The sequence below is a fragment of the Ruegeria sp. AM2 genome, assembly GCF_056540685.1.
The window spans coordinates 1-13,488 of the sequence record NZ_JBQFXE010000004.1 but is presented as its reverse complement, the minus strand read 5'-3'; the positions used below and the strand labels follow the sequence as shown (position 1 = coordinate 13,488).

General features: G+C 58.0%; 13 protein-coding genes and 1 tRNA gene. 10 read left to right on the top strand and 4 right to left on the bottom strand.

Annotated elements, in window-relative coordinates; translation table 11 throughout:
• Window positions 1–64: 64 nt before the first annotated feature.
• Window positions 65–916 (top strand): hypothetical protein, encoded by an 852-nt coding sequence (locus tag ACR0CR_RS10400; RefSeq protein WP_480598705.1) that lies wholly within the window; start codon window positions 65–67, stop codon window positions 914–916.
• Here the strand turns inward: ACR0CR_RS10400 and dapB are convergent.
• On the bottom strand, window positions 913–1,722 hold the full coding sequence (gene dapB, locus ACR0CR_RS10395) for a 4-hydroxy-tetrahydrodipicolinate reductase (RefSeq protein WP_480598703.1): 810 nt from the start codon (window positions 1,720–1,722) through the stop codon (window positions 913–915). The two genes, ACR0CR_RS10400 and dapB, sit on opposite strands and share 4 nt — an antisense overlap.
• Before the next feature lie 91 nt (window positions 1,723–1,813).
• Here dapB and rbfA point away from each other — a divergent pair, with 91 nt between their 5' ends.
• From rbfA to ACR0CR_RS10360, 7 genes are all read left to right on the top strand, one after another.
• On the top strand, window positions 1,814–2,209 hold the full coding sequence (rbfA, locus tag ACR0CR_RS10390) for a 30S ribosome-binding factor RbfA (RefSeq protein WP_010438628.1): 396 nt from the start codon (window positions 1,814–1,816) through the stop codon (window positions 2,207–2,209).
• Entirely contained in the window at window positions 2,206–2,949 is a 744-nt protein-coding gene (locus tag ACR0CR_RS10385; RefSeq protein ID WP_480598701.1) for a phosphodiester glycosidase family protein, read from the top strand. The genes rbfA and ACR0CR_RS10385 overlap by 4 nt, the downstream gene beginning before the upstream one ends.
• Before the next feature lie 54 nt (window positions 2,950–3,003).
• Window positions 3,004–3,909, top strand: coding sequence for a tRNA pseudouridine(55) synthase TruB (gene truB, locus ACR0CR_RS10380; RefSeq protein ID WP_480598699.1), 906 nt, complete (start codon window positions 3,004–3,006; stop codon window positions 3,907–3,909).
• Between the two features lie 21 nt (window positions 3,910–3,930).
• Entirely contained in the window at window positions 3,931–4,434 is a 504-nt protein-coding gene (locus ACR0CR_RS10375; RefSeq protein WP_480598697.1) for a DUF1643 domain-containing protein, read from the top strand.
• 95 nt (window positions 4,435–4,529) lie between these two features.
• A complete protein-coding gene (locus ACR0CR_RS10370; protein WP_480598695.1) occupies window positions 4,530–5,546 on the top strand; it encodes a calcium-binding protein in 1,017 nt (338 codons plus the stop codon).
• 145 nt (window positions 5,547–5,691) lie between these two features.
• Entirely contained in the window at window positions 5,692–5,961 is a 270-nt protein-coding gene (gene rpsO / locus ACR0CR_RS10365) for a 30S ribosomal protein S15 (RefSeq protein ID WP_008757925.1), read from the top strand.
• A 314-nt stretch (window positions 5,962–6,275) separates the two neighbouring features.
• Window positions 6,276–7,688: a tetratricopeptide repeat protein gene (locus ACR0CR_RS10360; protein WP_480598694.1), complete on the top strand. Its 1,413-nt coding sequence runs from the start codon at window positions 6,276–6,278 to the stop codon at window positions 7,686–7,688.
• Between the two features lie 127 nt (window positions 7,689–7,815).
• Here ACR0CR_RS10360 and ACR0CR_RS10355 read toward each other — a convergent pair whose 3' ends face one another.
• Entirely contained in the window at window positions 7,816–9,417 is a 1,602-nt protein-coding gene (locus tag ACR0CR_RS10355) for a BCCT family transporter (RefSeq protein ID WP_480598692.1), read from the bottom strand.
• A 385-nt stretch (window positions 9,418–9,802) separates the two neighbouring features.
• Here ACR0CR_RS10355 and ACR0CR_RS10350 point away from each other — a divergent pair, with 385 nt between their 5' ends.
• Together ACR0CR_RS10350 and pnp are read left to right on the top strand one after the other, a co-directional pair.
• Window positions 9,803–10,687: a hypothetical protein gene (locus tag ACR0CR_RS10350; protein WP_480598690.1), complete on the top strand. Its 885-nt coding sequence runs from the start codon at window positions 9,803–9,805 to the stop codon at window positions 10,685–10,687.
• Between the two features lie 210 nt (window positions 10,688–10,897).
• Window positions 10,898–13,036 (top strand): polyribonucleotide nucleotidyltransferase, encoded by a 2,139-nt coding sequence (gene pnp, locus ACR0CR_RS10345; protein ID WP_480598689.1) that lies wholly within the window; start codon window positions 10,898–10,900, stop codon window positions 13,034–13,036.
• 159 nt (window positions 13,037–13,195) lie between these two features.
• On the opposite strand, the gene ACR0CR_RS10340 is transcribed toward pnp, so the two are convergent.
• Both ACR0CR_RS10340 and ACR0CR_RS10335 read right to left on the bottom strand, forming a co-directional pair.
• The gene (locus ACR0CR_RS10340; protein ID WP_480599116.1) at window positions 13,196–13,306 is read right to left on the bottom strand and encodes a hypothetical protein; all 111 of its coding nucleotides are present in this window, start codon (window positions 13,304–13,306) and stop codon (window positions 13,196–13,198) included.
• 92 nt (window positions 13,307–13,398) lie between these two features.
• Window positions 13,399–13,475: transfer RNA gene (locus tag ACR0CR_RS10335), tRNA-Met, on the bottom strand.
• Window positions 13,476–13,488 lie beyond the last annotated feature (13 nt).

The following is a 13,488-nucleotide window of genomic DNA, read 5'->3' as shown; positions in this document are numbered from 1 at the left end:
GAATTCCGTAACCATTCCGCCAATCTTCTGCGATAGTGTCAATCAATCTCAGGTGGAGGCTCGGATGGCACTGAATAGGCGCGAAGTTGTGAAACTTGGATCGGGGGCGGCAGTGGGAACTCTGCTGCCGGGATTGGTTTTTGGCCAAAACGAGGGGTTTGAAAGCGCGTTGAGTGAAACGTTGGCCCGGCTCAAGGCAGTTTTTGCCGAACAGGGCTTTGCCGAAACACCATCCCTGCCGATCGCGTCCGGTGATCCGGACTACAATGGTGGGCTGCGGCATGATTTTGACCAATCAGCCCTGCCAATTGGACAGTATGTAATTCAACCTCTGGCCCGTGTCGGCGACGTCGCGGAAAAACATCGCCCTGATGTCCTGCCTGTATTCCACGAAGTCGGCTGCCACCCTGCTGCTGATGCAGATGGCCAGATGACCACCCGCCTGATGATGCAGGTGCTGACCGAAGGGTTCGGGCTGGACCCCTCTCGCATCGCATTTGTCAGCGTTCCGCAGGCTGACGCGCTGCGCCCCACTCTGGATGATTTGAACCTGCCCTTCGCCGAAAAGGTCCTGTTGCGCGACGAGGCCGAAGCATTGGCGGCCCGCGACGCCTCGGGCTTTTTCTTTCCCAATCCAGTAGGCACGGACTACCTGGTCACGATGGGCGTCTATTACCGGGTCGGCAAAACGGATGAACCCGCGCCCGCCGCCTATCCGCCTTCCGCCGACTGGACGGAAATCGGCGAGATCATCATCGGCGGAGACGCCGCCCCGTTGGGGATTTCGCTCGGCGCGGAACGACTCACTTACGCTGTGACCGGCCAATACCCCACATGGGATCAGCGACTAGACGCTTTGTTTACGTTGGCGGAACAAGAGGGCACCCAGCCACCCGGTCTGGTCGCCTTTCGTTAGAGCCCCAACACATCCACCATGTCGTATTGACCCGGTGCCTTGCCCTGCCCCCAAAGCGCCGCTTTCAATGCGCCGCGGGCAAAGATGGCGCGGTCAGTTGCCAGATGACGCAGGACGATGCGTTCTCCCGGGGCGGCGAACAGGACGTCGTGTTCGCCCACGATGTCTCCACCACGAATGGCGTGGAAGCCGATATCGCCGCGCTTACGTGCGCCGGTGATGCCGTCCCGCCCTCGATCGGACACATCCAACAGCTTGACGCCACGCCCCTCGGCGGCGGCTTCGCCCAGCATCAGCGCCGTGCCCGAAGGCGCATCGACCTTGTGGTGGTGATGGCCTTCAATGATTTCGATATCGAAATCCTCATCCAGCGCAGCGGCAACTTTTTTGGTCAGTTGCACCAGCAGGTTGACCCCGAGGCTCATGTTGCCCGCCCGCACGATCACGGCATGGCGAGACGCTGGTTCTAAGGCCGTTATTTGTTCTTCGCTCATGCCGGTGGTTCCGATCACATGCACACAACGCGCCTGCGCGGCCAATGCGGCAAATTCCAGCGTCGCCTCAGGCGCGGTGAAGTCGATCACGGCCTGTGCCTGTGCAAACGCCTCCAGCGGATCATCGGTGACGGTGACGCCCAGCGCCTGCCCGCCCATGGCCGTACCGACATCCTGACCGACCCAGTCGTGACCCTTGCGTTCCACGACTCCGACCAAACGCGCCTGATCGCTGTCGGTCACGGTCTTGATCAGCATTTGCCCCATACGGCCCGAAGCCCCTGTGATGACGATCCCCGGAATATGGGTCATGGCGCTGGTCCTTTCGCGTTAGTCGGCTCAAAGCCTCCTACCCGGTTCGCGCCCGCTTGGCAAAGGTGGGATTTGGGCTTAGATCGAGGTCATGGCAAAGAACAAATTCCACGATGGCCCCGGCCCGTCCCAACGACAGCTGCGTGTCGGCGAACTGATCCGTCGCACCCTGTCCGAGGTTCTGGCGCGCGGAGATGTCCACGACCCCGACCTGAACCGTATGTCGATCACCGTGGGTGAGGTGCGCACCTCGCCCGATTTGAAAATCGCAACCGCCTATGTGCTGCCTTTGGGCGGCAAAGGGCAAGAGGACGTGATAGAGTTGCTGGCCCGCAACAAGGGTGAGCTGCGGCGGATGGTTGGCAAGAAGGTGGGCCTGAAATTCTCGCCCGATCTGCGGTTCCGTCTGGACGACACCTTCGATCGTCTGGACGACACCCGCCGCATGTTCGAGCAGGACGCGGTGCGCCGCGATCTGGACGAGTGATCCGAGCGCTTGTCGCTTGCGGCGCGGCCTTTTGGGCTGCGCAGGTCGGGGCGGTGACCTGTGAAAAGGTCACCCATGACGACAAGCGCTATACGATCTGCGAGGTGGACGCCGCCAGTGAAGACCTGCGCCTGTTTCTGAACAACGACAGCGGCGATGTGCTGGGGCATTTCTCGTCGGTGAATGAGGTGTTGGCCCCTGGCGGTGAACGTCTGGCCTTTGCGATGAATGCGGGCATGTATCACGATGACCGTTCTCCTGTCGGCCATTATGTCGAGGACGGGCAGGAGCAAATGCGCGTCATTTCCAATCCCGGCCCCGGCAATTTCGGCCTGCTGCCCAATGGCGTGTTCTGCATACGTGAGGGCCGCGCCGATGTGTTCGAGACGCTTGCGTTTGTCGAACAGTCGCCAGACTGCCGCTTTGCCACCCAATCCGGCCCCATGCTGGTGATCGACGGAGAGTTGCACCCGCGCTTCCTGCCCGACTCGACCTCTCTGTTTGTGCGCAACGGGGTGGGGACCAGCGCGGATGGTACGCGGGCGGTGTTTGCGATCTCGGACGATTACGTCACCTTCCACGAGTTTGGCAGCCTGTTTCGGGACGTGCTAAAAACCCCCAATGCGCTGTTCTTCGATGGGAATATCTCACGCATGTATGACCGGGCCGGGGGGCGTTCGGATATTGGGTTTTCGTTGGGGCCGATCGTCGGGGTTGTCGAAGACGTGCCTGCAAATTGACAGCCGCCAAGTGATCCGCTAACCCGCGCGCCTTAGCATAAGGCAAGGAGCAAGATGGGACGCAAACGCAAGGGTCGCGACATTTCCGGTTGGCTGGTGGTGGACAAGCCTGCGGGCATGACCTCGACCGCTGTGGTGAACAAAGTTCGGTGGGCGATGGACGCAAAAAAGGCGGGCCATGCGGGCACGCTCGACCCCGAGGCCACCGGCGTTCTGGCCGTGGCGTTGGGCGAGGCGACCAAGACCGTTCCCTATATCACCGACGCGTTGAAAGCCTACACTTTCACCGTGCGTCTGGGTCAGGCCACCAATACCGACGATGCTGAGGGCGAGGTGATTGCCTCCAGCGATGCGCGCCCCTCGGATGATGACATCAAACAAGCGCTCAGCCCATTTCTGGGTGAGATCATGCAGGTCCCGCCCAAGTTTTCCGCCGTGAAGATCGACGGCCAGCGCGCCTATAAACTGGCCCGCGATGGCGAGGATGTGGAGCTGTCCGCCCGGCCCTTGTGGGTTGAGGAACTGATCCTTGTTGACCGCCCCGACGAGGACCATGTGGTGCTGGAGATGACCTGCGGCAAGGGCGGTTACGTGCGGTCCATCGCCCGCGATCTGGGCGCGGCATTAGGATGTCATGGCCATGTCAAAGAACTGCGCCGCATCTGGTCCGGCCCGTTTGAGGTCGAAGACGGGCTGAGCATCAACCAGATCGACGACATGGCCAAGACCGAGGCGCTGGACGCGTATTTGCACCCTCTGGAGGTCGGCCTCGCTGACTTGCCCGAGCTGAAATGCACCCCTGAAGGGGCCACTCGCTTGCGCAATGGCAATCCGGGCATGGTGCTGGCCTCGGACGTCGAATACGGGGATGAGGCCTGGGCCTCGCTCGACGGCAAAGCCGTGGCCGTGGGCATCTACAAATCCGGCGAATTGCATCCCAGCCGGGTGTTCGTTGCCTAAGCGCCGTGCTAGGCGGGTGGCATGATTACCCGAACGCACACCAAAGGCGATGCGCCCTCGACCGCCGTCTATTCTGACTGTGAGAAATACCGCTATAGCCTGACCCGCGTCTGGGACGCGGAAGGTCGTAAGGCGCTGTTCGTGATGCTGAACCCGTCAACGGCGACCGAGGTTCAGAATGACCCCACGGTCGAGCGCTGCGAGCGCCGCGCGCGCGCCTTGGGGTTCGGGGCGTTTCAAGTCACCAACATCTTCGCGTGGCGCGACACTGACCCGCGCAAAATGCGCGCCGCCGCTGATCCGGTCGGCCCCGCCAACGACGCCGCCATTCTGGACGGCGTACGATGGGCCGATCAGGTCATCGCAGCCTGGGGCACCCATGGCGCGCATCTGGACCGTGGCCCGGCAGTGGAAACCCTGCTGCGCGGCACCGGCCAGTCATTGTTCCATCTGGGGCTGACCAAGGCCGGACATCCAAAACATCCGCTCTATATCGCGTACACCCAACAGCCTGAGCTGTGGTGACAAAGGGTTAACCACAAGACCAGCTAAGCTTTGACCGACCGCCCGGCGCCGTGGGATATTCCATCCCCGGAGCAGTGCGCCAGCGGAGAGTCACCATGTTTCTGATCGGAATGCTCAGCCTTGCAGCGGTCGGCGGTGCCGCTTACGCCATGAGTGATGTCTTCACCCCAGAAAACGCACCGGAAGACGAAGACCCTGCTGAAGAAAAGCACGAAGATTCACAGGAGGGCGAGTTTCTTGAAGATGGGGAAAACGTCGATGAACCGACCGCGCAGGATGATTCTGATCTACCGACCGGAACCGTGATCTCGGAATTTGAGGGCAATCTGGTCATTGCCGGGGGCGAAGGACAGGACTTGCTGACGGGTCAGCACGGCAATGACCAGATCAACGGCTATGGCGGCGACGATTTTGTGGCCGGTGCTTTTGGGAACGACACTCTGCATGGCGGCGAAGGCGCCGATCATTTGGCGGGCGGGCCGGGACAGGATGTCCTGCACGGCGACGACGGGAACGACCGGTTGTCGGGCGACGCAGGCAATGATGACCTCTACGGCCACTTCGGAGTGGATCAGCTGGACGGCGGCAACGGCAACGACGCGCTGTTCGGCGGTCAGGACAACGACATTCTGGAAGGGGGCGGAGGCGATGATCGTCTGCAGGGTGGCGATGGCGACGACATTCTGGATGGCGGAGAAGGTGAAGACGCCATATTTGGCGGCGACGGTGATGACGTGCTGATTGGCCAAGAGGATAAAGATTCGGTTGATTTTCTGAATGGCGGCGCAGGGGACGACTCGATCCTGGCCGACAGCGGCGACATCGTTACCGGCGGGGAAGGCGATGACAGCATCATGCTTGACCGGCAGGAGATTGACGAACCGATCACGGTGATGGACTTTCAGCCCGGTGAGGACAAGTTGTTCATTTCCTGGGACGGCGAGGCTGCACCTGATATCCGAATTGAGACCGACGCCGAAAACAAAAACCTGACCAATGTCGCGATTGACGGTCAGAATGTGGCCCGGTTGCTGGGCGCCGACGGCCTGTCCGCCGAAGACATTCAGCTGATCCCGGAAGCTGAACTTGCCAGGTTCAGCGCAATGGTCTGAGAGATCAGAAACCCTTTGCCATTCATCCGAATTCCGCTTATACGCGCGCATCCGCATCGGAATCGGTGCGGTTTTCTCCATGGGCCTGTGCTGGACGACATCCCGGCCTGCGCCATCAACCTCAACCTTTTACAAGGAGACCCCGATGTCGATCACTGCCGCTGAAAAAGCACGCGTCATGAAAGAATTCGCAACCAAAGACGGCGACACCGGTTCGCCTGAAGTCCAGGTGGCCATCCTGACCTCGCGCATCACCACCCTGACCGAGCACTTCAAGACCCACAAAAAAGACAACCACGGTCGTCGTGGTCTGCTGAAAATGGTCGCCCAGCGCCGTAAGCTGCTGGACTACCTGAAGGGAAAAGAAGAAGCGCGTTATCAGGACCTGATCAAAAAGCTGGGCATCCGCCGCTAAGCGCTTTTTCGTTCGTTTTTAGACGCCCGCCAAACCGGCGGGCGTTTTTCATTTCTGGGCCGACCTAACCAATGCGATTTGGGCGGACCGGGCCCGGAGTCGATCGCTGCTCGGATGACCACCGCTGCGCCACTACGGTAGTTCCCAAGAACCACAGGACTGAGGGTGTTATGCCCATCACCAATTCTGTGCGTTCGATGCGTCCACAACCATCCACACGCGGCGTTAAGTGACGACCGTAAGATGGTCTTATCCTTTTCCCAGAAGGCTTGTTTTGATGCGCGTTATCTGCGCGGCCTCACTTCGGCCATACTTTGTACGCACCAATAAACCCTAAGTTGCATTTCTTATTAGACAAAGAACTTCCCGACAAAATGACTCCGCGCCTCAAAATACGTTTGTTCGCCTTGATTGCCGCCTGCGCGGTCGTGGCCTTTGTATTCCCGCCGTTAAAATTCCTGACTTTTCATAAGGTAGATGTTACGGTCGCAGCTTGCGAAGCGGCATTGAAAACCGACGCAAAAGCCGATGCCTGCGGCGATGCACTGGTTGCGCTCGACAAGGCAATGTCGCGCTATGGCAATCATAGTCAGGCACCTAGTTTTTTGAGAAACCGGGCATGGGTGAAATACATGCTGGATGATCTTGAAGGATCACTGTCTGACACCAACGAGGCGGTGAAACGTGATCCGAATTCTGCCTGGGCCTGGTATTGGCGCGGCCGCTTGAACATGCTTGCCGGGAATGTGGAACCTGCGATTTCTGACTATCTGAGATCTTTGGATGTAGACCCGCTGTATTGCCCAGCAAATCGCATATTACGCAGTATTACGCACGTGATGTATCAAGTCGGAAAAAATGGTCAGTCCGCGTTGGATAAAATCATAGAGACCAGACAATGTACCGTGCAACACGACCAATACCTTGCGTTTGTCACTCATTTGGCGAATTTCTCAGACGGGCCATATCGCGGAGCGCAAGATGTTCTTGACCAATTGATAGGGTCAACAGATCGACCTGAACATCTATTGCTGCAACGCGCTCGGGTAAGTGTCCAAATGGGTCTATATGAAGACGCGATAGTCGACCTAGACTTACTGACAGCGGGTTCGGATTTTTATGAACAAGTCGGTGAACACCTTAGGGCGCAGATACATGAGTTAGAGGCAGCAGGAAAGACTTGCACTGCAGAAGTGTTTAGTACCCGAAATTCTCAATTCTCTTCCGTCTATCGAGATGCATTACGACTGAAGATCCAACTGCAAATGGACTCTGAGAATTGGACGCACGCTTTGGCTACTCTAGACGTGTTAAATGGTACTCGCACCTATACACACACTCATTGGACCCAGCGGGGTGAGGTTCTCGAAAAACTTGGTCGTGAGGAAGAAGCCTTGGCCAGCTATCTGGAAGCTATCCGCATAGCCAGACCAGAGAACTGGAATGCCAAAAGAGGGTCTTCGCCAGAGCTCTTACAAGCCTTATTTGGCGTAGCGTCGATTTACAATACGCAAGACCGATCTGCTGATGCGCTTGTCGTGTGGGATGAGTCTCTCTCAATAGCCCACAAAAGTGTGATCGAATACGCTCAGAAAATGATGGAAATCGGGGGTCACTACAAAGGCGACCAAACCAAAATCTATGATGAAGAAACCCAAACCGCCGTGCGCGCTTGCCTTGCAGACGCCGAATGCAACTGGGAACGTCTTAACACGCAAACGCGCTGAACGACGAGAGCAGCACTCTGTTTCAACGACGTAACTCTGACCACCCCGCGCTAGTCAATTGTGAATACGCCGAAGCCAAAAAAAACGCCCGCGCTTTGGCGGGCGTTTCGAATTTAAGATGACCGGCTTACATCTTGGCCTTTTCCGATTTCAGCGCCAGCCACAGGCAGTAGCACATGATCAAGACAACCAAGGTGAACGGGATGCCCGTCGAGACCGCGGCACCTTGCAAGGCCGACAGGCCTCCGCCCAGAAGCAGGGCAATGGCCACCAGACCCTCGAGCGTGCACCAGAACACGCGCTGAACCACCGGTGCGTCCATCTTGCCACCTGCGGTGATCGTATCGATTACCAGCGAGCCGGAATCTGACGAGGTGACAAAGAACACCACGATCAGGACCAGCGCGATGGGCGCTACGATACCGTAAAGCGGCAGTTCTTTCAGGAAGCCGAACAGCGCGCCTTCGGGGGCGTAGCTGTCGATCACTGTTGCACGGACACCCTCGGCTCCGCCTGCGTTCAACATGTCGATGGCGGCACCGCCAAAGGTCGACATCCACAGCGCACATACGGCCGTAGGGGCCAGCAAGGCGCAGATGACGAACTCACGTACCGTGCGACCTTTCGAGATACGCGCGATGAACATGCCGACAAAGGGCGACCACGCAATCCACCACGCCCAGTAGAAGGTCGTCCAACCGTGGAAGTAGCTTGTGTCTTCTCGACCGAACGGATTGGACAGCGCTGGCAGGTGCATCACATAATCGACCATCACGTTGAAATAACGGGCGATTGCAGTGCCAATTCCGGTGACAGCGATCACAAAGACGAACAGGCCCACGGCCATGATCATGTTGATCTCACTCAGCCGTTTGACGCCCGCATCCATGCCCAGCAGGACCGAGCCCAATGCGATGATGGTGATACCGATGATCAGAAGGACTGTGACAGTCGGGCTGGGTTCGATGCCGAACACTTCGTACAGCCCTGCCGCTACCTGCTGCGCCCCCAGACCCAGCGAGGTCGTCAGACCAAACAGGGTCGCAAAGACGGCCAGCGTATCGATGATATGGCCCCACCAGCCCCAAACGCGTTCGCCCAGGATCGGGTAAAATGCCGACCGCAATGTCAGCGGAAGACCGAGGTTATAGCTGAAGATCGCAAGCGCCAGACCCACGGCGGCATAAACCGCCCAGCCTTCCAGGCCCCAATGGTGAATGGTGCCCATGATCCCGGCGTACTCGTTGCCTGGAACCGCGATATCGATGCCCAGTGGTACAGCGTTGCCGCCTTCGGCAAAGTTGTAATAGACGGGCTCCATCACGCCGAAGAACAGCAGCCCGATGCCGATACCAGCAGCGAACATCATCGCGATCCAACCGGCGTAGGAGTAATCCGGCGTGGCGTCTTTGCCGCCGATCCGAACCTTGCCGACCGGCAGGACGATCAGTGCCAGGCAAAACAATGTGATTGCATCGACTGAAAGCACCAGGAACCAATCAAAGGTACTGGTCAGCCATGGCCTGAGCCATCCAAAAAATGTGGCTGCAGCCTCCTGATTTGCCAGAGCGATCAGAACGAACGCAAAGATCAGGATACTAGAGATCAGAAATACCGGGTTATGGATATCCAGACCGAACGGACGGACATTGTCCTGTCCTAGCTCATATTCGGTCTCGAAGTCATAAATCCGGGGATCCGGATCTAGCATTTTCTTGGTTTGTGCCATTCGTCTGCCCTTCTGTTCGACAAGTGCAAACGCCAAGGTATTCGGCCAGCGGACGGAGAGAGAGTATTGTCCCTTGGCGCATTTCCGTCATTTCGACCGCAGGCTTCGTGGTAACAGCCTATACCGACATGAAAATTTCACAAAACGCATTCATTATTTAATATGTTAGCGCCAAATTCATGCGCGTAATCCGGCACCTTGCCTAACATGCTCTGCGCCCGCCCTTCCACCCCGTGAAAGCGGCCCGAGGTCGCGCTTCGAGCCTGTCCACCCCTTGCAAATCGCTCATCCTCAGGTAGTTTTTGGAAAAACAATTCAACGCCGTCGCTGTGCCGTACTCTGGCTGGCGGACGCCGGGTACTCATTCAATGACAGGCAATTCCTTATGTTTCTTATCTTCAATTCACTGATCCTGTCGTTCAGTGTAACATTGCGAATGGTTGGTCCGGTCATTTTGATCAGCCTCGCCTCGATCATTGTCTGGTTTTTTCTGGGTTTCGTCACGCTTGGCTTCGCAAGCTATGTGAGCGAGCCCATCACCGCCGCCTTTATCAGCCTGTTCGGTATTCGGGTGGCTTTGGCGCTCAAGGGCGATATGCGCCAGACCGATCTGAAGATTCTGGCCCTGAACGCGACCCTTTACGGCGTGTTCTTTATGGTCGCACTGGGTGGTCTGGCCCTGCTGGCCAATGCCGCAGGTGTTTTGTTGGCACTTTGGCAACTAGGCCAACCCATATCCCTAAGCGCGTTCGCCGAAGCTGCCGAGCCGGTTCTGGTGTCCTTCGCCTTTCTTGCCGTAGGTAGCAAGATGATCGTTGCCTGCGTTCTTCTGGCTGCACTCTACACCGTCATGGCCGTACCCATGGCCAGCGCCGCGCGCGAGGCCGGGTTTGGTGCATCGGGCCGCGGGTTCTTCAACGGGTTCGGGCGCAGATTCATTCCCTTGTTCTGCGTCTTGTTCGTTTCCATTTTCCTGCAGTTCTTTTTCGGTCTGTTTACCGCAGCGTTTGCGATGTTGCCGCTGGCGATGTCCGCGGTTTCCCTTGTCCTCACCCAGTCGCTGCCGGATTTCGATCCCGCGTTCATTCTCAGAGGTGTCGCATCGGCAGCGGGTTTGCTGTGGCTCAACTCGTGGATCTGGTCCATATCTGCGTTGGCCCTTTTGAAATTCGACGACAGCGATGTGCAGCCTGCCTCGGCCCCGTCAACCTCTGCAGAACCAGCACCAGACATTCGGGCGTTGCGCAAATCCCGCGAGCGGTCGTTCTGATCCCGGCATCCCAGCCATCAAGGCCGATGACCGCCGGGGAAAGCGAGGCCCCTTTCCTTCGCGCGCAATCTCCTGTATGCGCGCGCTATCTGAGACGTTGTGCCCTGACCCCGGCACTCGAACGGAAGATAAATGGGGTCGGCGGCAATGGGGCCGCCATGCAAACCGGAGACCCGCAGGGGCGGGAGTGCTCCGTTCTAGGATACGCATATGTTTGATGTAACAAAGAAATCTATGCAGTGGGGCGAGGAAACGCTTACACTGGAAACCGGCAAAGTTGCCCGTCAGGCCGACGGCAGCGTGATTGCCACGCTGGGCGAAACCAGCGTCATGGCAAACGTGACCTTTGCACGGGCGCAAAAACCGGGTCAGGACTTTTTTCCGCTGACCGTCCACTACCAAGAGAAATACTATGCCGCCGGTAAGGTTCCGGGTGGCTTCTTCAAGCGCGAGGCGCGTCCGACCGAGAAAGAGACGCTGACCGCGCGTCTGATCGATCGTCCGATCCGCCCGCTGTTTGTTGACGGCTTCAAAAACGAAGTCCTGGTGATGTGCACCGTGCTGTCCCACGATCTGGTCAATGATCCCGACATCGTTGCGATGATCGCGGCATCCGCTGCGCTGACCATTTCCGGCGCGCCGTTCATGGGCCCGATCGCCGGTGCCCGTGTTGGGTTTGAGGATGGCGAATACGTTTTGAACCCAACCGTCGACGACATGCAGGATCTGCGGCTGAACCCGGAACAGCGTCTGGATCTGGTTGTTGCCGGTACCAAAGACGCCGTGATGATGGTGGAGTCGGAAGCCTACGAACTGTCCGAAGCGGAAATGCTGGGCGCCGTTAACTTCGCACATGAGCAGATTCAGCCGGTCATTGACCTGATCATCTCACTGGCCGAAGACGCCGCGAAAGAGCCGTTTGACTTCCAGGCCCCCGACTATTCGGACCTGTACGCTGCCGTCAAAGCCGCCGGCGAAGAACAGATGCGCGCCGCTTTCGCAATCACCGACAAGCAAGAGCGCACCGCCGCTGTTGCTGCTGCCCGTGAAGCGATCAAGGAAGCGCTGACCGAGGAACAGCTGGAAGACGGCAACCTGGGTTCGGCGATGAAAAAGCTGGAAGCTGGCATCTTGCGCGGTGACGTCGTCAAAGGCGGCAAGCGGATCGACGGTCGTTCGACCACCGATATCCGCTCGATCGTTGCAGAAACCTCGATGCTGCCGCGGACCCATGGGTCGGCGCTGTTTACCCGTGGCGAAACACAGGCGCTGGCCGTGACCACGCTGGGCACCGGTGACGACGAACAGTTCATCGACGCGCTGCATGGCAACTTCAAATCGAACTTCCTGCTGCACTACAACTTCCCCCCCTATTCGGTTGGTGAAGTTGGCCGCGTTGGTGGCCCCGGCCGTCGTGAGATCGGCCACGGCAAGCTGGCATGGCGCGCCCTGCAGGCGGTTCTGCCTGCTGCAACCGACTTCCCCTACACGATCCGCATCGTGTCCGAGATCACCGAATCCAACGGCTCGTCCTCGATGGCGTCGGTCTGCGGCGGTTCGCTGTCGATGATGGATGCGGGCGTTCCGCTGAAAGCGCCGGTTGCCGGTGTGGCCATGGGCTTGATCCTGGAAGATGACGGCGAATACGCCATCCTGTCCGACATTCTGGGTGACGAAGACCACCTGGGCGACATGGATTTCAAAGTGGCGGGTACCGAAAACGGTATCACTTCGCTGCAGATGGACATCAAGGTCGCGGGCATCACGCCCGAGATCATGGAGAAAGCCCTGGCACAAGCCAAGGACGGCCGGATGCACATTCTGGGTGAGATGGGCAAAGCCCTGTCCGAGACCAATGAATTCTCGGTCCACGCGCCGCGCATCGAAACCATGAACATCCCGACCGACAAGATCCGCGAAGTTATCGGCTCGGGCGGCAAGGTCATCCGCGAAATCGTCGAAGTTTCGGGTGCCAAGGTCGACATCAACGACGACGGCGTCGTCAAGATCGCCTCGCCCGATGGTGAATCGATCAAGAAGGCCTATGAGATGATTCATTCGATCGTCGCTGAACCGGAAGAAGGTCAAATCTACACCGGTAAAGTGGTCAAGATCGTCGACTTCGGTGCCTTCGTGAACTTCTTTGGCAAGCGCGACGGCCTGGTGCACGTCTCGCAAATCGAAAACCGCCGCCTGAACCACCCTTCGGATGTTCTGAAGGAAGGTCAGGAAGTGAAAGTCAAGCTGCTGGGCTTTGACGATCGTGGCAAGGTCCGCCTGTCGATGAAAGTGGTCGATCAAGAAACCGGCGAAGAGATCGTTCCCGAGAAGAAAGAAGACGCAGAGTAATCTGATTGTCATTCGGAATCGCGAAAGACCCCGGCTTAGTCCGGGGTCTTTTTCTTGTGTGAACGGCTGTCAATCGAGATATTGATAAGGTGTGTAGATTGACCTGAGCCCCAAGTTTCCTCCATTTCACGGAGAGTCCTTGGGTTTGGTTTGATGGCGTTATGCGCCCAGGTTGTCCATATTCACTTTCTCTGCAAATTCCATCGGCGTCAGGTTGCCCAACACCGAATGTGGTATTTGAAAGTTGTAGTCCTCCTGCCATGCATCCAGCCTTTTACGGTCCGGCGCGTTGCGCGTTTGTCGGGCGATTGATCCAGTGGATCAATTGTAGTCTGAACGGGCTGCTTTGAAGGTTTCCGACCTGGTTGCGGGAGTAGGATTTGAACCTACGACCTTCAGGTTATGAGCCTGACGAGCTACCGGGCTGCTCCATCCCGCGACAGGGTCGGAAA